The sequence below is a fragment of the Colwellia sp. C2M11 genome (assembly GCF_018860915.1).
Taxonomy (GTDB): domain Bacteria; phylum Pseudomonadota; class Gammaproteobacteria; order Enterobacterales; family Alteromonadaceae; genus Colwellia.
Genome location: NZ_JAHKQD010000047.1, coordinates 95850 through 116321, shown reverse-complemented (window position 1 = coordinate 116321; position 20472 = coordinate 95850). Strand labels below are relative to the sequence as shown.

Genomic DNA, 20472 nt, shown 5'->3' with positions numbered 1-20472 from the left:
TATCATTATACATAGAGAAATTAATTCCATGGCAGATCAAAATGAAGAACTAAAAAGAGCTGGACTAAAAATTACCCTGCCACGTATTAAAATTCTTACCATTCTACAAAACCCAAAAAATCAGCATATTAGTGCTGAAGATGTTTATAAACTATTACTTGAGCAACAAGAAGAGATTGGCTTAGCAACAGTATATCGCGTGCTTAACCAATTTGATGATGCTGGTATTGTTAGCCGCCATCATTTTGAAGGTGGTAAATCTGTTTTTGAATTATCGCATAAAAAACATCATGACCACTTAGTTTGTTTAAAGTGCGGTAAAGTTGTTGAATTTGAAGATGATGTAATAGAACAAAGACAAAAAGATATTGCTGAATCACATCAAATCACATTAACAAACCATAGTTTATATCTATACGGGGAATGTAAAGATCAAGATGCGTGTGAAGCCTATAGAAAAGCGAACCTTTAATAAATAAACCTTATTAAAACATAGATACTTATTTTTAGCGTATGGAATAATCTTCCACGAGAATAAAGTTTTATCGGCTACCATAAGTAATTAAGGAGCAAAAATACTTATTTTTGTTCCTTATTCATTGACTTATCACTTCTTAGTGTCACAACTATGTTGCTTCAAATTTTTAGTACTTAATTTTTAGTACTTTAGGTCGTATAAAAAAACTAATAATAGAGCCAAAAAGATCATCATATAATGATTCTATTTCCTCTTTACTAATACTGCCCTCACGTATCAACATCTCATACTTTTGATCAGGCTCTTTCACCATATACTCGGTAGAAATAAACCCGTTCTTTTCATAAAACGCTTTGCGCTTCACTCGCTGTTCATAGTTTTTAGCTTTTTTATCAAGTTCTTCGATATTTAATATTATTCTTTTCCCAATATATCTATCTTTTAATGATGCCATCACCTTACTTCCATACCCTTGAGAGCGTAATGATTCTGATATAGCCAAAAACTGTACAAAAACAATGTCCTTATACTCAGCAGAATAAATCAGCCCAATCCACACATCATTTTCATAGAGTACATTAAAACCTTCCTTACCATTTCTAAGTTTATAACGAAGTAAAAATGTTGGTATGCGCTTAGCACCAGGGAACGCCTCTTTATAAAGTTTTATAACCTCAGTGTAATTAGCATCATGCTTATTAAGTGCTTTAAAATTTATATTCATATGCCGTACTCATAATAATGCTGTAGAACTTATCTTTTAGGAAATTATACCTTAAGAACGAGTAGATAAAATCCTGAAAAATACGTTATGTGAAACCTGAATCAATCTCTTACGATAAGCTAACTTTTGCATGCTCTACTAATACAAATATCCTCAGTTATTCGTAATTGAGAGTCAATTAGACAATACTGATGCCTGCTAATACACCCAGAATAATCAGCGAAAATATTAAATAGAGTTAAAGTAATTTGAAATAAGTTACGTTGAGCAACTATAAAAAGGCATAGTCGCCCTTTTATAGTCAATACGAGAAGACTAACCAGTAAGGTTAACTTAAGCTTTCTTTAAATAGGCTGAAACAAGTACGATACGCGTACCATTAACTTTACCTTCAATATGTTCAGGGTTATCAGTTAACGTAATACCACGTACTAGAGTACCTTGTTTTGCCGTAAAGTTGGCACCTTTTACTTTTAAGTCTTTGATCAAAGTAACATCATCACCGTCATGTAACTCAGCACCATTACTATCACGTGTTGGGCCCTCACGTTGCTCAGCTGCAATACCTTGCTCTGCCCAAGTTTTTACGTCATCTTCCATATAAATCATGTCTAATGCGTCTTGTGCCCAACTTTCAGCTGATAACTTATGCAACATACGATAAGATATTACTTGTACAGCAGGCTCTTGGTTCCACATGCTGTCATTTAAACAGCGCCAGTGGTTCATATCTAATTCTGCTTCACCGTCAATTTGCTTTTGACAAGTATCACAAATATAAACACACTGTTGTGCACTTAAATCACTCGTTGGTGGCACAGGATATACTGAGAGGTTATTTGTTGCTGTGCAAAGTTCACAGCTATTATTACTACGTTGTTTTAATGCATTTTCGTTAGGCATAATGGTTCCTAATATTAACCTTGATGATATAAGATAAACTTAATTTTCAGTAACATAATTATACATTATTTTTTTATATCTTTTGTAAGAAAATCTATACTCACTTGGTAATTAAATATTGTTGCTAATGATAGACAAAGCTTAACTTCAATGATAAAAAGCTCGGCAATAAAAATATAATAAGGCGTCAGCATGACAATACATTCCAACACAGAAAAAAAATCACTACTAACTAAACTAAACGCATTCGGGTTAGTACCCCAAATCATCATTGCCATTATATTAGGGATAACACTTGCTGTACTAGCCCCAGAAGTCGCTATTTCATTTTCAATTCTTGGTAGTTTATTTGTTAATGCACTAAAAGCTGTAGCGCCAATTTTAGTATTAGTGTTAGTTGCCTCGAGTATCGCTAATCAAAAAATCAACAGTGATGCTAAATTAAAACCAATAGTTGGCTTATATTTACTTGGTACACTTTGTGCTGCTTTTGTCGCTGTAGTGCTTAGTTTTATATTCCCAACGACATTAACATTAGATATAGCTAGCGCGAGTGCTACTCCACCACAGGGCTTAGGTGAAGTATTATCAACCTTGGCTTTTAAAGTAGTCGAAAATCCAATTAGTGCCATCGTAAACGGAAATTTTATTGCCCTATTGGCTTGGGGGCTTGGCTTAGGCTTCTCACTTAAACATGCGAATGAACAAACAAAAATAATGGTACATGATTTCAGTGAAGCGATATCGAGCATTGTGCGCATTGTCATTCGCTTTGCCCCTATCGGTATTTTTGGTTTAGTTGCCAATACCATTGCGACTACCGGGTTTTCAGCATTAGCTGAATATAGCCATCTTGTTGTGATCCTACTTGCTGCAATGTTAATTATTGCATTAGCCGTTAATCCATTAATTGTATTTATTATTATGGGGAAAAATCCATATCCATTAATTTTTACGTGTCTTCGTGAGTCAGGTATCACCGCATTTTTTACTCGCAGCTCTGCTGCAAATATTCCAGTCAATATGGCGTTATGCAAAAAGTTAGATTTACATGAAGATACCTACTCTGTTTCAATTCCTTTAGGTGCAACTATAAATATGGCAGGTGCGGCAATAACAATTACCGTGTTAACCCTAGCGACAGCTAACAGCTTAAATATCGATGTAGATTTTGGCACAGCTATCTTATTATCAATCGTGGCGTCTATTTCAGCCTGTGGTGCATCAGGTGTCGCAGGTGGTTCACTATTACTAATACCTTTAGCTTGTAATTTATTTGGTATCAATAATGACATCGCAATGCAAGTGGTTGCTATTGGTTTTATTATTGGTGTTATTCAAGATTCAGCTGAAACAGCACTTAACAGCTCTACTGATGTTGTTTTTTCTGCTGCAGCTTCGCACAACATCACAAAATAGAGTTTAAGTAATACTAGAAGATATTATCTCGATTGGCTATTCTATAATATGTGTATTTTATAGTTCAGTTGTTAAACCTTATGCAGTGAAAGCACTTTAATAAACTGGCTATTACCGCATTAGTACAAGTATAGAAACACCATTACAGAGTAAAATGAATGCCAATAAAAAACGCCTCACAAAATGTGCGGCGTTTTTTATTAATCAAACTTAATCATTCTTTATTAGTGAATTTTTATAAACTAATAGAATAATTAAATTAAAGTGATTTTTTCTTACGACGTAAAGCTATACCAGCTAAACCAAGACCTAAAATAGCTAAAGAAGTAGGCTCAGATACTGGTGTAGGATTAGTAGTTTCAGTGTAGTTATATGTAACATTTAAGCTAGCACCAGCTACAGTATCTACTGAAATTACAGTGTTACTACCGCCAGTTCCACCAAAATTACCGAAAGCAGTTAAACCTGAAGTAGAAACATTACCAGTACCGATAAAGCTTAGGAAATCAGTATTTGAAGAATCGATAGTAGCGTTGATCGTATCAGTACCAGTTAAACCAAACGCGGTAAATATATCAGAGCCATCAAGTGCTCCATCTGCACCAAGAGCTACAAAACCAGTATCAGCACTCAAGTTTATAGTAAGTGAACCCAAACCTAAAAATGTACCTATAGTTTCAATACCTACACTGCCTCTTGTAGTTTGTGCTAGATTATCATTATTGTTTAGAGTGATGTCTGATAACATGCTAGCAGAAAAACTAATATTAATAGTATCAAGGTTACCTAAGCTAGCATCAAATTGTGAAACAGTTAATACATCACTCCATTCAGTGGTAGAAGCAGCATGGTTATCTGAAAAAGAAATCACACCGGCTTGAGCTAGTGGAGATAATGCCATAACAGTAACAGCAGCTAATAATTTTTTCTTGAAAGTTTTCATTGTCATCCTTTATTTATCGATAAATTCATTCTGTTATCCTATGAATGATATGCAAATGTTTTACTATACCTTTCATATACTCTAGAAACAGTTTAAAAAAAGTACTGTTTTACAACAGCCTACCAAAATAAAGCACATACCATGCCAACAAAAAGAATACCAATAAGATGTTGATATATAAGGATATTTGATGGCTTGTTATTTTCCACTTATTTTAAAAGCTACTAGTGTAAAAAAACTCGACACAAAAATAATGATTTAATTTAATTAAAACAATTGCATAGGTTATTTTTTGTACGGGTTGTTTGTAGCGTGTGACTAAGAAAGGGACAGCTAGTTACCTGGTGATTATGACCAGTTTAAAAGAATACTATCATCATTATTTTTAGGAATATAACTTTGACAAACAAAGTGCCCTATCGCAGCGACTAATACATCATCATAATATAAAAAAGGGATCCTTTTCCGTTGCCAAACTGGAATATTTAACTCTTGAAGTATCTTTTTTAGACTACGAGAATGATTTCTATAATCAGGTAAACAAATAGGATTGCTATGATTAAAACGTATTGTCACTTTTTGTCCTGCATTCGGCATTATAATTCGTTGAGATGCTACGGTAATGTCTTGGCTAGTTTTCTTTAAAAAATGTAATTTTCCCAAATTATCGGGTAGCTCAATTTCTGTTTTCGGCTCATTGAACACGATATCAGTATGCCAATTGCTAATATCTATAAAATCAGCGGTTAAATATAATGTCCCCTTATGACGACGAATCACATTATCACCAACTTTCACTACAGGGTTTTTATCACTATCCGCATTCAATTGTAGGTACAGTTGAGCTAGCTGTTCAGTACTTGGCATTAAACAATTATTTTTAGTTAAAAAATAACGAATTACATTATTAAACCGTTGTTGAGATAACTGAGTTAACGATCTCACCGTTAAGCTATTCACGCCACTAATACAAAGGTTAAGGTCTTCTTCAGCCAACTCATCAAGTAATAACTGCCCTTCTCTGCAATGTTCACTACTGCGATTAATGGTACTAGTAATGCTAGGCCAGCGCTTCATTAATAGTGGCATAATATTATTGCGAATAAAATTACGATCAAACCGAGTATCTGTATTTGACTCATCTTCGACCCAGGTTAAAGCATTAATTTTGGCATAATCAATAATGTCAGCTCGAGATATTGATAATAATGGTCGCAGCAATAAATCTTTCTCTTGTCTAGTTTCATTACCCATAGCTGATAGACCTTTTAAACCTGATCCTCGCTTAAGGGCAAGTAAGAAAGTTTCTGCTTGGTCGTCACTATGGTGCCCAGTAATGATCAATGAAGGTGTTTGATAAATCGAATGTAAAGCTTGATACCTTGCATCACGCGCTAAAGACTCTAATGACTTCTGTGCTTGTGCTTGGACATTAACCCGACATATTTTTAACGGTAAATTAAGCGCTAAGCAAGCTTGTTCAGCAAAAACTTGCCAAGAAAAAGCATTGTCACTTAAACCATGATTAACATGACATACAGTTACAAGGTTAGTAATAGGCTGCGTTAAAGGAGATGCTTTCTTTAACGATGCTATGGCATGTAATAAGACTTGCGAATCGACACCACCACTATAAGCAACAACCACAGGCATGTTCGGATGTTTACTGATGGCGTTTAGCAGTGCTAACTCTATGGGATGCATAAATAGCCTAAACTTGTTTTAATCAATTTTTTTAACTGGTTAAACATTATAAAACCAAATTGATACTTGTGTGGATTGAAAATTAATAGAGGGGAGATAGTCATGAAAGACTGGTTGTAGATAAAGTCTTTAAGGGTATAAACACTTTATCTACAACCTATATTAATAATAAGTATTAATATAGGTTGGCAATATAATATATTAGCAGTAGCCAAATGACATTAACTTATCATATCGACTTTCAATCAACTGTTCTTTATCTAACAGATCAAGTTCTGCTAAGTTACTTTTTAAAGATTCTTTTAACATTGCTGCCATATGATCCATATCGCGATGTGCACCACCTAATGGCTCTTCCACAATATTATCAATTAACTCTAATTCTTTAATACGCTGTGCAGTTATACCCATAGCTTCTGCAGCTGTTGATGCTTTAGCAGCGGTTTTCCACAAAATAGATGCACAACCTTCAGGTGAGATTACAGCATAAGTAGAATATTGTAGCATATTAACTCTATCACCAACCCCAATTGCTAACGCACCACCAGAGCCACCTTCACCAATAACGGTACAAATAATAGGAACTGACAAACGTGCCATTACTTTTAAGTTCGTTGCTATAGCTTCACTTTGACCACGCTCTTCTGCACCAATGCCAGGATAAGCACCAGGAGTGTCAATAAAAGTAATAATTGGCATATTAAAACGCTCTGCCATCTTCATTAGACGTAATGCTTTTCGATATCCTTCAGGACGAGGCATACCAAAATTACGTTTAACTTTTTCAGTGGTCGAACGACCTTTTTGATGACCAATAATCATCACAGGTCGACCATCTAAACGTGCTGTACCACCAACAATAGCGCTATCATCAGCATACGCTCTATCACCAGCTAATTCATCAAATTCAGTAAATATACGAGATAAGTAATCTAACGTATATGGACGTTGTGGATGACGGGCTACTCGTGCTGTTTGCCAAGGATCTAAATTGGCAAAAATCTTTTTGGTTTGTTCTTTATTTTTTTCACGTAACTGAGAAATTTGATCTTCTAAATCAAGATCTAGCTCCTGACCTGCATTAACAAGCTGAAGCTCTTCTATTTTTGCATCAAGTTCGGCAATAGGTTGTTCGAAATCTAAAAAATTTAATGACATATGCTATTTTGCACCTAAAAAATGGTCTTAATTTTCTTTCATTACCGATTTTATCATCGATAACACTTAATTATTAATTTTAACGGATAGCGTTAAAAGCTAGCTCTGAAATATATATTATAAAAACTATTCAGCTACTTAAACTGTAAGGTGACATTTTCTTCACCTAATAGTTCTTTTAAATCATATAATAACATATCTGCTGGCGATACCCGCCATTGTACTCCAAGTTCTAACATGCCGCGAGCTTCTTCTCTTTGATAATAAACCCTCACAGGGCAAGTACCTTCTTTATGTGGCGTTAAAACTTGTGTAAATTGCTCAATAAAACTGTCGCCTAGTTTTTCTTTATGCACTCTAACATCTAAAGAAGTAACATAGTTTTCTCTAGCATCAGCTACCGTCATAATATCTCTGGCGGTCATTGTATTACCTCCAGAGTAATCATCAAAGCTGACCTGTCCACTACACACTAAAATTGCATCAATTTCGAGCAATTCAGAAAATCTATCATAGTCATCTGGAAATAATCGTATATCCATACGCGCACTTTTATCATCCAACGTTACTAATGCCCAGCGACGACCACGTTTATTAACCATAACGCGCACACCAATAACTAAACCGACAGCAACCGCTTGCTTATCACGACCGGTTGGCTGCATGCCCACTAAGCGACTAGTAGAATATTTTTTAATTTCAGCTAAATAACGATTAATAGGGTGACCTGTTAAATATAAACCTAAGGTCTCTTTTTCACCATTAAGCCAAACTTCTTCCGGCCACTTTTTTACTTCTTTAAATGACTGCCTAGAATCGGTTTGTTCATCATTAATTAAACCAAATAAATCATTTTGTCCTAATGACTCAGCTTTTGCATGCTGCTCAGCTGCTTTTATTGCTTCTGGCAATGTTTCAAATAAAGCTGCTCGATGTGGTAAGTCTTTACCGTCACTTGTTAATTTATAGGTCGGTCCAAGTGCATCCATAGCACCTGATTTTATTAACTTCTCTAAAACACGTTTATTTGTTTTCTTTAAATCTAAACGCGCACAAAAATCAAAAAGATCAATAAAAGGACCGCCTGATTGACGTGCGGCAATAATCGCTTCAATAGGACCTTCTCCTACACCTTTTACCGCGCCAATACCATAAACAATTTGATTATTATCATTAACAGTAAATTTATACTGACCAGCATTAACATCTGGCGGTAATAAATCAATATTCATATTGCTACATTCATCGACTAATGTAACAATTTTTTCAGTGTTATCCATATCCGCAGACATAACGGCTGCCATGAACGGTGCCGGAAAGTGGGTTTTCATCCATAACGTTTGATAGGAGACCAACGCATAGGCTGCTGAATGAGACTTGTTAAAGCCATAACCCGCAAATTTTTCTACTAAATCGAATATTTTAATAGCTAACTCGCCATCAACACCGCGATCTATTGCACCTTTTTCAAAGCCAGCACGCTGCTTTGCCATTTCTTCAGGCTTTTTCTTACCCATAGCACGACGCAGCATATCTGCACCACCTAATGAGTACCCAGCCAAGACTTGTGCAATTTGCATAACTTGTTCTTGATACAAGATAATACCGTAGGTTGGCTCTAAAACAGGCTTTAAATCTTCATGTTGCCATGTCGCATCTGGGTAACTGATTTCTTCGCGGCCATGTTTACGTTCAATAAAGTTATCAACCATGCCAGACTGCAGTGGTCCAGGGCGGAATAGTGCTACTAAAGCGATGATATCTTCAAAACAATCGGGCTTTAATTTATCAATTAACGACTTCATGCCGCTAGATTCTAATTGAAATACTGCCGTTGTTTTAGATTGTAGTAGTAGATTAAAACTCGCTTTATCTTCAAGGTCGATAGTTGTTATATCAATAGGCTCTTTACCTGCTTTTAACAGCTGCGCATCAGCCATTTCAATAGCCCACTGTAAAATAGTTAAGGTTCTTAATCCTAAGAAATCAAATTTAACTAAACCCGCGTCTTCTACATCGTTTTTATCAAATTGTGTAACTGGATTCTTACCTTCATCATCACAATATAAAGGTGCAAAATCAGTAATAGTGGTAGGCGAAATAACAACACCACCAGCATGTTTACCCGCATTACGTGTGGTGCCTTCAAGGATCCGACACATATCAATCAGATCTTTGACTTCCGAGTCTTGTGCATAAATTTCAGGTAGCTTCGGCTCTTCTTCAAATGCTTTTGCTAAAGTCATGCCCGGTGTTGGCGGAATAAGCTTAGAAATTCTATCAACAAAACCATAAGGATGCCCAAGTACACGACCCACATCACGAATTACCGCTTTCGCCGCCATAGTACCAAAAGTAATAATTTGAGAAACCGCATCACGACCATAAAGTTCCGCAACATGATCAATAACCTCATCACGTCGATCCATGCAAAAATCAATATCGAAATCTGGCATGGAGACACGTTCAGGATTTAAAAAACGTTCAAAAAGTAAATCGTATTCAAGTGGATCAAGATCAGTAATATCAAGCGCATAAGCGATAAGTGAACCAGCCCCTGAACCACGACCCGGGCCAACAGGAATATTGTTATCCTTACTCCATTGAATAAATTCCATTACAATAAGGAAATAGCCAGGAAATCCCATATTATTTACAACTTCGAGCTCTATTGCTAAACGTTCGTCGTAAGGTTTTCTGATTTCACTAAAGTTATCAGCACTGGTATCAAATAATTTATTAAGGCGCTTTTCTAACCCTTCTTTAGATACCTTGATAAAATAATCATTAATTTCTAGACCATCTGTAGGAAAGTCAGGTAATACATATTCACCTAATGTCACTGTTACATTACAACGTTTAGCAATTTCTACAGAATTAGCTAGCGCTTCAGGAATATCACTAAACAACTCACACATTTCTGCTTCAGAGCGTAAGTATTGTTGTTCGCTATAACGTTTAGGGCGTCTTTTATCATCTAATGTATAACCATCATGAATAGCAACACGGATTTCATGTGCATCAAAATCCTCAGGCGAGAGAAACATCACTTCATTTGTGGCAACAACAGGCAGTTCGAAGTGTGTAGCTAAATCAACAACAAGATGTAGGTAATTTTCTTCATCAACTCTGCCAGTTCTTATTAATTCAAGATAAAAGCAATCATGAAAGTGTTGCTGATAAAAGCTAACCATTTGCTCAATAAGTTCATTATTACCTTTTAATAATGCTTTACCTATATCGCCTTCTCTACCTCCAGATAACAGTATTAAGCCTTGTTTATATTCAGCTAACCATGCTTTATCAATGACAGCTTTATCTTGAATATGTCCCCGCATATAGGCTTTGGAAATTAATTCAGTCAGGTTTTTATAGCCTACATTATCTGTAGCAAGAACTACGATACGAAAAAGCTCATTGCCTAATTCTTCACTTTTCACCCAAAAATCACAACCGACTATAGGCTTTAGACCTGCACCGTGAGCTGCGTGATAATACTTTACCAAGCCACAAAGGTTTGTTTGGTCCGTTAAAGCTATTGCAGGCATATTTAATTCAGCCGCTTTAGCAACAATAGGCTTAACCTTTTTCAAGCCATCACACATGGAATAATCACTATGAACGCGCAAATGAATAAATTTAGGATCTGTAATCAATTCCTGGTTAGGATCCATCTGTGCTATTTCATTATTCACTGTATCACTCATTTATAAGGCCCAATACTCTAGCAACAGGTTTAAAACTTTGTCGATAACAATCGAGCACTCCAAGCTCAGTGATTTTTTCTAAATGCGCTTTCGTAGGATACCCTTTATGTTTAGCAAAACCATATTCAGGGTATAATTTATCAAGAGCAATCATTTCATTATCACGAGCAACCTTGGCAAGTATTGATGCCGCGCTTATTTCAATAACACGTGCATCTCCTTTCACTACCGCTAAACTAGCAATAGGGCCTTGCTCACTATTAAAGGTTGGTGTACGATTCCCATCAACTAACACATAGTCAGGAGTAACAGATAAACCTTGAACAGCTCGCTGCATAGCAAGCATAGTGGCATGTAAAATATTTAAGGTGTCAATTTCTTCCGGACTAGCTCGTCCGATAGACCATGCAACTGCTTTTTCTTTAATTTCTTCACTTAACAAGGCACGTTTTTTTTCAGTAAGTTTTTTCGAGTCCTTAAGTCCTTCAATAGAATTATCAGGATCTAAAATTACGGCAGCAGTAACCACATCGCCAACTAACGGGCCTCGCCCCACTTCATCGACCCCAGCAATACAATAAGCAACAGGGTATTCAAAATCAGGTAAAATTATTTTTGGAGCCATGGGAATTATTACTTATTTAAAAGAGGTGTATTTGAAGTATTAAGCAAATCAATCACTGCATTTGCTGCTTGCTTACTTGCATCACATTTTAACTGTTGATGAATAAGTGTAAACGTATCGTTTAATTGAGATTGATCTTGATACAAGCGTTCTTTTACCAAAGGAATAATCTTTTCTGGACACACTTCCTCTTGCAATAACTCAGGTACCAATGTTTTGTTTGCTAATAAATTAGGTAGAGAAAACCATTGGAGTTTTACTAACCATTTGGCTAGCAAGTGCGTAATCATATTAAACTTATAGCAAATTACCATAGGTCTTTTAATTAAAGCTGCTTCTAAAGTTACCGTTCCTGAAGCAGTCAATAAGCAATCACTAGCCGCCATAACCGTTTGAGTTTTATCAATAACAAGTTGTACCTTTAAATTAGGTGCTAATTGCGCTTTCAACGTATTGAACTGTTGTGCTCTTTTTTCGCTAACCATTGGCGCAATAAAGAGTAAGTTTTCATCCTCTTGCTGTAATTGCATCGCACTTTGAAAAAAAGGTGCTAATAAACGAGATAACTCACCACCTCTACTGCCAGGCATTAACGCAAGGATTTTATTTTCAAGAGGAAGATTAAGTATAGCTCTTGCTTGTTTTTTATCACTTTCCATTGGAATATCATCAGCTAAAGGATGACCCACAAAAGTACAAGGGACTTGATGTTTATCGTAGAAAGCTTTTTCAAAAGGTAATAAAGAAAGCACCATATCGGTTGCTTTCGCTATTTTAACAATTCTTTTTTCACGCCAGGCCCAAACAGAAGGGCTAACATAATGAACAGTTTTTATTGCTTGTTGTTTTAAACGAAGCTCTAAGCCAATATTAAAATCTGGGGCATCAATACCAATAAACACATCAGGTTTATTGGCAGTAAAATAGTCAACTAATGATTTTCTCACCGCAAATAATCGTCGAATGCGGCCCAGTACTTCAACAATCCCCATAACCGCTAATTCTTCCATAGAAAATAAACTTTCAAAGCCAAGTTTATCCATTTTAGCGCCGCCAATACCAATAAATTTAGCATCAGGATATTGAGATTTTAATGCAGTAATTAAGCCAGCTCCTAATGTGTCACCGGAGTGCTCACCAACAACAATGGCAAAAATGGGGGAAGAAGTATGAGTGGTTAAAATTGATGACACTAGTTAGCTCCTAGGTTTATTTTTCTAAGTAACCTGAACTTGGTTTATAATATTTATACTCTAGCTCAGTGGTTTGCTACTTTATTTTATAAAAAATCAAGGTGAACTTCATGTCGATAGCTAGCTATTGTGAGTAGATTTGACAATGAAGTTAAACAAGCACTTGCAAGAAAAATACTTATTAAACCAAGTTTAGACTAGTACTTATTATTACTAAGTACTAGCCCCTAGGTGCTAAAACTTAGTAATAATGCAATATTAAATCGCAATGTATTAACGAATAATACCGCGAGTAGAGTTTTTAATCGATTGAGTAAAAAGCTCTAATTCTGACGAAGGATCTCCGAGTGCAGCTATAGCATGTAAAGCGTCATCAACCGATTGTTTTTTACGATAAATCTCTTTATAAGATCGCTTAATTGATAAGATAGTATCACTTTTAAAACCTCGGCGTTTTAAACCTTCACTATTTAAGCCAAAAGGCTTCGCTGGATGACCTGAAGCCATAACATATGCAGGAACATCTTTTAATACAATCGCATTGGCAGCAATAAAACTATGAGCACCAACATGGCAAAATTGATGAACACCCGACATACCACCAAGAATAACATGGTCACCTATATGAACATGGCCAGCAATAGATGCATTGTTAGCCATAATACAGTGGTTACCTACCATGCAATCGTGTGCCACATGAGTGTAAGCCATAAATAAGTTATTACTACCAATTTGGGTAAGGCTGTTGTCTTGAGGTGTACCTCGATGAATAGTACAACATTCTCTAAAAATATTATTGTCGCCAATAACTAACTCTGTTGGCTCGCCATCATATTTTAAGTCTTGGCAATCTTCTCCTATACTAGCAAATTGGAAGATTCTATTACCTTGACCTATTTTAGTTGGTCCATTAATGACTACATGAGAACTAATATGACAATTGTCACCAATAATGACATTGCTTGCTATATGAGTCCAAGGACCAATAGTAACATTTTTTCCAATAATTGCGCCTGGCTCAATTATCGCTTGTGGATGAATCATAATATCTCTGTTATCTATTTCAATTAAAGTATAATGCTGGGAGTGTAAAACTTGAGAAGAGTTATATCGTGCTTAAAGCTTTCTTTTAGCACACATAAGATCAGCAGAACAAACGACTTTACCGTCAACTTTTGCTTCACCATAAAACTTCCACATACCACGTCGTTCTTTAATAAATTCGACATGAAGATGCATAGTATCACCAGGTAAAACTGGTTGTTTAAAACGTGCTTTATCTATAGAAGCAAAAAGGTACATTTCATTTTCTTCACGTCCTTCACTGCTTTTAAAGCCCAAAATACCTGTTGCTTGTGCAAGAGCTTCCAAAATTAACACACCAGGAAAAATGGCGGCATCTGGAAAATGTCCTGTAAAAATAGGCTCATTGATAGTTACATTTTTTATCGCATGTAAACTTTTAAGAGGCTCATGATCAAGAACTTTGTCAACAAGTAACATAGGGTAACGATGAGGAATTAATTCTTTAATTTCATTCAGTGATATTGGCTTTGCTATTCTATTTAAATCAAGAGTGTCCAATTGATTTTTTCCTTTCATTGGCTTGTGCTGACTTATTATATAAGATCAACGTACAAGTTTACATTAGATAATGTTGCCTTTGCAGCTATTATTATTTTTTATGTTATTTAATAAGCAAGTTTATTTGCTTTCGAGTAATTTTTCTAACGCTTTGACACGTTGAGTTAAACTATCTAGGCGTTTAACGCGTGCGTTTATTTTATGCCATTCACTATTATCTACTACAGGCATACCTGAAGAATAAACCCCAGGTTTAACAATAGATTTAGTTACCATTGACATGCCAGTAAAAACACAGTTATCTGTAATATTAATATGTCCATTAACACCAACAAGACCTGCTATCGTACAGTTTTTTCCAATGACAGTACTACCGGCAATAACACTACAGGCAGCCATAGCTGTATTTTCACCAATAACAACGTTATGAGCAATTTGAATTTGATTATCAAGAATAACACCATCTTTGATCACAGTATCTTCAAGTGCTCCTCGATCTATTGTAGTACTAGCTCCTATTTCAACCTTGTTACCAATAATAACTCGGCCTAATTGAGGAATTTTATGCCATTTATAGTTTGCATTAACTGGAGCATAACCAAAGCCATCAGAGCCAATAACGGTATTTGCTTGAATTAAGCAATCTTCACCAATAATAACATTATGATAAATACTAGTATTTGCCCAGAGACGTGTTCCTTTACCTATTGAGCTATTTTTACCAATAAAACAACCGGCACCAATGCATACATCATCATTCAAATAAACACCTGATTCGATAACTGCATTAGCACCAATGCTAACATTTTCACCTAAGTGAACACTTTCGTCGATTACTGCGCTCGTATGAATGCCACTTGCCACCTTTGGTGTGGTATCAAGTAAATTAGCCAACAGAGCATACCCCATGTAAGGGTTATCCATTACTAAAGCATTCACAGGACATTGCGCTAACATATCTGGTGCAATAATAACTGCACTAGCCTTTGTATTACTGAGCTGTGATATATATTTTTTATTTGCTAGAAAAGCGACTTGCCCTATTTTAGCATTAGCCAGTGTTGCCAAACTTTCTATGGCGTCATTTGCTGAAGATTTATCTTCATCATAAGTCACTAGCTTCGCTTGAATATGTTTCGCTATTTCATCAAGAGTGTAAGCCATCTCTTATTTAATTTTGCTTACTTGTTCAACTACAGAAGCTGTAATATCTGTTGATTCTTTTGAAAAAACAACTGTTTGTTGAGATAACACTAAGTCATATTTTTCTTTAGCTGCAATATTGTCTACCGCTTGAGTTACTAAAGCTAACAATTTGTTTGTTTCTTCATTTCGACGTTGAGCAACCTTTTGTTGAAACTCTTTTACTTTGACTTGATATTCTTGGTATAAACCAGCCATTTTAGTTTGTAACTCAGTTTTTTCTTTTTCATTCATTAATGAACCATTACGTTTTAAGTTTTCATCTTCAAAAGATAAATCTTTTTGTAATTTCTCAATAACAGCTTTTTCGTCTTTAAATTCTGTTTCTAGCGTTTGCATTAAAACCGCGGCTTGAGGGATTTGACTAATCGCTTCTTGTACATTTACCACAGCAATTTTTTGTTCAAAAGCCATTGCGCTACTTGCTAATAACATGGTTGAAGCTGTAGCTGTAATAGCCATAGATTTGATAAATTTTTTCAAGGTATTTTCCTCTTCTTTTCTATAATTGGATTTAGAGTATTATTCGCTTAACTTAATTTAACAGCTAGACGATGTTCTTTACTAGATTATATTATCGGGTGAATCTTAAAATGTTTTACCAATATTAAAACTAAAGAATGCTGTGTCATCATCTTCTTCTTGTTTAATTGTTTTAGCAAAGTTAAAAACCATTGGTCCCATTGGAGATAACCACTGAATTGATAAACCTCCAGATGCACGATAATGACTTGGATCAGAATAATCACCAAGTTTTTCTAATTCTACAGCTGCTAAATCTTGATAGTCGGCTATATCAAATTCAGTATCCCAAACGTTACCAACATCAACAAAAAAGCTTGTTCTTACACTATTAGAATAACTTTCATCTAAAAATGGTGTAGGTACAATTAATTCAACACCACCTAAAGCAATAGCATTACCACCAACACTTCGCGGTGTAGCATAGATAAAATCATGATCAGGACCTAAACAACAAGCAGTTCCTCCTATTGAACTAGGCGTACCACTAACAGCTGTTGGGTAACGATATATAGCTCTAGGTCCTACAGTGTTGTTTTCAAAACCACGTAAAGTATCTGAGCCACCTGCTCTAAAATTTTCCCAAAATGGTAGCAACTGATCATTACCACGTACATCGCCATAACCGTTACCATAACCTAACTGTAAACGAGTTAACACTGTCCAACGTTGGTTTCTAGTGAGTGGGAAGTAAAATTTACTGTCAAAATTAAGTTTAAAATATTGTACATCAGACGAGCTAGGAGTTGTCACTTTAAAAGACAAAAGTTGTGATGAACCTGCTGTTGGGAATGTACCTCTGTTCAACGTTGAGCGCGAAATATTAGCATTAATATCATAGTTTTTAAATGCTAGCGCTGCATCTGGATCACTCGGATCAGAATGTAAATCATAAAAGGTTTGAATTTGTTCATAGGTTTCTAATGAAGTAATTTCATTATTTTTAAAACCGACCCCAAAACCAACTCGAACGTATTCATTAATTGGGAAGCCCCAGTTAAGGCCAATACCGTATGTTCTATTATTATACTCAACTAGGTTAGCTTGTCCTGCATCAAAAGCTTGATAAAATATTTGACCACCAAGAGAGATAGCATCAACAGTAAAATAAGGATCTGTATATGAAAGGCTAGCACTTTTAGAGTATCTGTTTGTGTTAATGTTAAAGCCTACACGATTACCTGTTCCCAAGAAGTTATTCTGCTGAATACCAGCATTCAAACTTAAACTGGTTGAATCACCATAACCGATACCGGCAGTAAATGAACCTGATGCTTGTTCTTTTACGGCAAAATCTACATTAACTAAATCATCTTCACCGGCAATTTGATTAGTTTCAAATTCAACCGTTTCCATATAAGGCAATCGAGATAAGCGTGATTTAGAATGTTCAACTAGGCTATTAGATAGCCAAGCACCTTCCATTTGTCTTAGTTCACGACGTAAAACTTTATCTGCAGTAACATGGTTACCAGTAAAGTTTACTTTGTTAACATAAATACGTTTACCTGGATCGATAGATATTGACAGTTTAACAGTGTTATCTTCATCATTAATATTCGGAATAGTCGTAACTTTAGGGTAAGCATAACCAAAGCGGCCTAGAAATTTACTGATAACTTCTTCAGTGTAAGTAACTTCTGCACCATTATAAAGGTTGCCCGCTTGTAACGGATTAATAGCTCTTATAGTTTTCTCAAAGCCAGCTAAATCACCAATAAAATCAACATCACTAATAGTATAGGTTTCACCCTCTGTTACATTCAAAGCAATATAGACGGACTCTTTATCTGGCGTCATTGATACTTGAGTAGAATCAACATTAAAGCGAAGATAACCCCGATCTAAATAGTAGCTATTGATCGTTTCCATATCACCTTGTAGTGTTTGCTTTTGATATCTATCTTGCGCCATAAAATTCCACCATGGCGAATCAAAAGTAAGCTCTGTTTTTTCAAGAACTTCAGCATCAGTAAAAACTTCATTACCGATCAAGTTAATTTGCTTAATAGCTGCAGCATCACCCTCGACAAACTTAAACTCTAAATTTACCCTATTACGAGGTAAATGAGTAATACTTGCCGTTACGTCGGCATTATATTTTCCGACACTATGATAAAAATCTTCTAACCCGGTTTCAATACCTGAAATAACAGTTCGATCTAGTGTTTCACCAACACGTATATTACTGCCATCAAGACTTTCTGTTAACTGCTCATCTTTTAAATCACTATTACCGTCAAAAGTAATATCACTTATCGTTTCACGTTCTCTTACGCGATAGATAATGCGATTCCCGTCACGGTAAACACGGATATCATTAAAATGACCCGATTTATATAAAGACTTAATTGACTGAGAAATTCTAAATGGATTAAGATTATCACCAACATTAAAAGGAATATGTGTTAACGCAGCGCCTAAAGCAACACGCTGCAAGCCTTTTACTTCGATATCTTCAACCTGAAATTCTTCGGCTGCTTGAGCTGTTGTACCTAGAGCGCCTAATAAAACGGCAAAGGCTAATTTTTTAATTATCATAAATGCTTACTTTTATTACTTCTTTTAATTTCTAAACCTAGGTAATAGATTAAAATCTAATACCTACAATTAACCATTATTCTTTTAATTCTTTACTAAGTCGATATTAAAAATTATAGCGTAAAGGTTGATTATACCTTCTTCCTTTACTTCTTATCTATTTACCCTAATACCCGACTAAAATCATTAAATAGAGCTACACTCATTAATGTTAATAAAGCCAACGCACCAAACTTAAATCCTGCTTCTTGTATTTTTTCCGGAACAGGTTTCCCTGTTAAAAGCTCTATAAGCCCATATTAATAGTAATAGAGTAAGTGTCACCATCAAGTACTGGCTCACTTAGGTAAAGCGTAAAAGGTTAATTATACCTTCTTCCTTTACTTCTTATCTATTTACCCTAATACCCGACTAAAATCATTAAATAGAGCTACACTCATTAATGCTAATAAAGCCAACGCACCAAACTTAAATCCTGCTTCTTGTATTTTTTCCGGAACAGGTTTTCCTGTTAAAAGCTCTATAAGATAATAGAGTAAGTGTCCGCCATCAAGTACCGGTAACGGTAAAAGGTTAATTATTCCTAAATTAATGCTAATTAATGCTAAAAAGCCTAAAAAATAAACAAAACCATACCCTGCACTATCACCTGCTCCTTGAGCAATTGCAATTGGACCACTTAAATTCTTAACTGATACATCACCTGTAATTAATTTGCCAATCATATTAAAACTTAGCGTAATTAAGTTCCAAGTCCGGTGAACACTTTCTCCAATTGCTGGAAATAAGCCATAGCTAATGTCAATACGGTATTCATCTGGCCAGTTATCAGATTTAGGAGAAACGCCTAAGTAACCAATTAATTTACCATTTTGTTCAATACCTTGCGGTGTTACTGCTATTACCTGTTGGTTACCAGCACGCTCAATAGTTAACGAAACTGTCTCATTTGGGTAACGTTTAATTTTATTAGCAAAATCTAACCAACCTTCAGCTATAGGCTCATTGTTAATAGCAACAAGCTTATCACCTACTTGTAAGCCACTTTTTTCTGCAGGACTATCTTTACCGATCGCTGCTAGTTCGTTATAAACAGCTGGTCTGTACGGTGTAATTCCTAAACTCGTTAAAGCAGTTGTTTTTTCTGGTGAAAACTGCCAATCTTTTGTTAATAGACTGTGACTACTTACATATTGGCTATCGCTACTTTTTGTTTTGATTACAATAGTATTAGCGCCAATTTCGCCAATTAAAGCTAAATTAACATCCTGCCAATCTTGTGTTGTTTTACCCGCAACCTCAACAACTTGCACATCACTTGGTACTTGTGCTTGAGCAGCTATAGAATTAGGGCTAATACTGCCGATAACTGGTTTAATACTTGGTACACCAATTAAAAACATGAGATAAAAAGCAAAGATAGCAAAAGCAAAGTTAGCAAAAGGACCGGCAGCAATAATTGCTATTCGTTGGTACACCGACTTTGAATTAAACGTTTTATCTTTATCTTCTTCAGCAACATCATCAACACGCTCATCAAGCATTTTGACATAACCACCAAGCGGGATCATAGCGACAACATATTCAGTACCATCTTTTCCCGTTTTACGCCAAAGTGCTTTACCAAAACCTACAGAAAAACGTTCAACTTTTACACCATTTTTACGTGCAACCCAAAAATGACCATATTCGTGCACAGTAACTAAAATACCTAGGGCAACAACAAAAGAGGCTGCATTCCAAATAAAATCAAACATTATGCTTTTTG

16 protein-coding genes and 1 pseudogene are annotated in these 20472 nt (G+C 35.5%); 2 read left to right on the top strand and 15 right to left on the bottom strand.

The window, feature by feature from the left end:
• Nucleotides 1–28: 28 nt before the first annotated feature.
• Entirely contained in the window at nt 29–472 is a 444-nt protein-coding gene (gene fur / locus KO509_RS13280) for a ferric iron uptake transcriptional regulator (protein WP_215973746.1), read from the top strand.
• Between the two features lie 172 nt (nt 473–644).
• Here fur and KO509_RS13275 read toward each other — a convergent pair whose 3' ends face one another.
• Both KO509_RS13275 and KO509_RS13270 read right to left on the bottom strand, forming a co-directional pair.
• Nucleotides 645–1202 carry a GNAT family N-acetyltransferase gene (locus KO509_RS13275; RefSeq protein ID WP_215973745.1) on the bottom strand — a complete coding sequence of 186 codons (558 nt, stop codon included), beginning with the start codon at nt 1200–1202 and terminating at the stop codon, nt 645–647.
• A 333-nt stretch (nt 1203–1535) separates the two neighbouring features.
• The gene (locus KO509_RS13270) at nt 1536–2105 is read right to left on the bottom strand and encodes an alkylphosphonate utilization protein (RefSeq protein WP_215973744.1); all 570 of its coding nucleotides are present in this window, start codon (nt 2103–2105) and stop codon (nt 1536–1538) included.
• A gap of 192 nt (nt 2106–2297) precedes the next feature.
• On the opposite strand from KO509_RS13270, the gene sstT reads away from it, so the two are divergent.
• Nucleotides 2298–3524 carry a serine/threonine transporter SstT gene (sstT, locus tag KO509_RS13265; protein WP_215973743.1) on the top strand — a complete coding sequence of 409 codons (1227 nt, stop codon included), beginning with the start codon at nt 2298–2300 and terminating at the stop codon, nt 3522–3524.
• Between the two features lie 259 nt (nt 3525–3783).
• On the opposite strand, the gene KO509_RS13260 is transcribed toward sstT, so the two are convergent.
• The 13 genes and pseudogenes from KO509_RS13260 to rseP all read right to left on the bottom strand — a co-directional run bounded on the left by KO509_RS13260 (nt 3784) and on the right by rseP (nt 20461).
• Nucleotides 3784–4467 (bottom strand): PEP-CTERM sorting domain-containing protein, encoded by a 684-nt coding sequence (locus KO509_RS13260; RefSeq protein WP_215973742.1) that lies wholly within the window; start codon nt 4465–4467, stop codon nt 3784–3786.
• A gap of 348 nt (nt 4468–4815) precedes the next feature.
• Entirely contained in the window at nt 4816–6171 is a 1356-nt protein-coding gene (tilS, locus tag KO509_RS13255; protein WP_215973741.1) for a tRNA lysidine(34) synthetase TilS, read from the bottom strand.
• A gap of 201 nt (nt 6172–6372) precedes the next feature.
• On the bottom strand, nt 6373–7329 hold the full coding sequence (gene accA, locus KO509_RS13250) for an acetyl-CoA carboxylase carboxyl transferase subunit alpha (protein WP_215973740.1): 957 nt from the start codon (nt 7327–7329) through the stop codon (nt 6373–6375).
• 134 nt (nt 7330–7463) lie between these two features.
• Nucleotides 7464–10982, bottom strand: a complete 3519-nt coding sequence (dnaE, locus tag KO509_RS13245; protein ID WP_215973867.1) for a DNA polymerase III subunit alpha — start codon at nt 10980–10982, stop codon at nt 7464–7466.
• Nucleotides 10983–11028: 46 nt separating this feature from the next.
• Nucleotides 11029–11661, bottom strand: a complete 633-nt coding sequence (rnhB, locus tag KO509_RS13240) for a ribonuclease HII (RefSeq protein WP_215973739.1) — start codon at nt 11659–11661, stop codon at nt 11029–11031.
• A gap of 8 nt (nt 11662–11669) precedes the next feature.
• The gene (lpxB, locus tag KO509_RS13235) at nt 11670–12854 is read right to left on the bottom strand and encodes a lipid-A-disaccharide synthase (RefSeq protein WP_303495249.1); all 1185 of its coding nucleotides are present in this window, start codon (nt 12852–12854) and stop codon (nt 11670–11672) included.
• A gap of 273 nt (nt 12855–13127) precedes the next feature.
• On the bottom strand, nt 13128–13898 hold the full coding sequence (gene lpxA / locus KO509_RS13230; protein ID WP_215973738.1) for an acyl-ACP--UDP-N-acetylglucosamine O-acyltransferase: 771 nt from the start codon (nt 13896–13898) through the stop codon (nt 13128–13130).
• 72 nt (nt 13899–13970) lie between these two features.
• On the bottom strand, nt 13971–14414 hold the full coding sequence (gene fabZ / locus KO509_RS13225) for a 3-hydroxyacyl-ACP dehydratase FabZ (RefSeq protein ID WP_303495251.1): 444 nt from the start codon (nt 14412–14414) through the stop codon (nt 13971–13973).
• Between the two features lie 144 nt (nt 14415–14558).
• The gene (lpxD, locus tag KO509_RS13220) at nt 14559–15602 is read right to left on the bottom strand and encodes a UDP-3-O-(3-hydroxymyristoyl)glucosamine N-acyltransferase (RefSeq protein ID WP_215973736.1); all 1044 of its coding nucleotides are present in this window, start codon (nt 15600–15602) and stop codon (nt 14559–14561) included.
• A 3-nt stretch (nt 15603–15605) separates the two neighbouring features.
• Nucleotides 15606–16124 carry an OmpH family outer membrane protein gene (locus KO509_RS13215; RefSeq protein WP_215973735.1) on the bottom strand — a complete coding sequence of 173 codons (519 nt, stop codon included), beginning with the start codon at nt 16122–16124 and terminating at the stop codon, nt 15606–15608.
• 105 nt (nt 16125–16229) lie between these two features.
• Complete coding sequence (bamA, locus tag KO509_RS13210) at nt 16230–18704, bottom strand: outer membrane protein assembly factor BamA (protein ID WP_215973734.1); 2475 nt, start codon at nt 18702–18704, stop codon at nt 16230–16232.
• Between the two features lie 161 nt (nt 18705–18865).
• Nucleotides 18866–19041, bottom strand: a pseudogene (locus tag KO509_RS18100) (zinc metallopeptidase RseP); the annotation flags it as partial.
• A gap of 58 nt (nt 19042–19099) precedes the next feature.
• Nucleotides 19100–20461 (bottom strand): sigma E protease regulator RseP, encoded by a 1362-nt coding sequence (rseP, locus tag KO509_RS13205; protein ID WP_215973733.1) that lies wholly within the window; start codon nt 20459–20461, stop codon nt 19100–19102.
• Between the last annotated feature and the right edge of the window lie 11 nt (nt 20462–20472).

Bases quoted from the DNA above. Each gene is read 5' to 3' on its own strand.
- KO509_RS13260 (WP_215973742.1), bottom strand. From the start codon at position 4,467: ATGAAAACTTTCAAGAAAAAATTATTAGCTGCTGTTACTGTTATGGCA.
- rseP (WP_215973733.1), bottom strand. From the start codon at position 20,461: ATGTTTGATTTTATTTGGAATGCAGCCTCTTTTGTTGTTGCCCTAGGT.
- KO509_RS13270 (WP_215973744.1), bottom strand. From the start codon at position 2,105: ATGCCTAACGAAAATGCATTAAAACAACGTAGTAATAATAGCTGTGAA.
- sstT (WP_215973743.1), top strand. From the start codon at position 2,298: ATGACAATACATTCCAACACAGAAAAAAAATCACTACTAACTAAACTA.
- accA (WP_215973740.1), bottom strand. From the start codon at position 7,329: ATGTCATTAAATTTTTTAGATTTCGAACAACCTATTGCCGAACTTGAT.
- fur (WP_215973746.1), top strand. From the start codon at position 29: ATGGCAGATCAAAATGAAGAACTAAAAAGAGCTGGACTAAAAATTACC.
- lpxA (WP_215973738.1), bottom strand. From the start codon at position 13,898: ATGATTCATCCACAAGCGATAATTGAGCCAGGCGCAATTATTGGAAAA.
- bamA (WP_215973734.1), bottom strand. From the start codon at position 18,704: ATGATAATTAAAAAATTAGCCTTTGCCGTTTTATTAGGCGCTCTAGGT.
- rnhB (WP_215973739.1), bottom strand. From the start codon at position 11,661: ATGGCTCCAAAAATAATTTTACCTGATTTTGAATACCCTGTTGCTTAT.
- KO509_RS13275 (WP_215973745.1), bottom strand. From the start codon at position 1,202: ATGAATATAAATTTTAAAGCACTTAATAAGCATGATGCTAATTACACT.
- tilS (WP_215973741.1), bottom strand. From the start codon at position 6,171: ATGCATCCCATAGAGTTAGCACTGCTAAACGCCATCAGTAAACATCCG.
- lpxD (WP_215973736.1), bottom strand. From the start codon at position 15,602: ATGGCTTACACTCTTGATGAAATAGCGAAACATATTCAAGCGAAGCTA.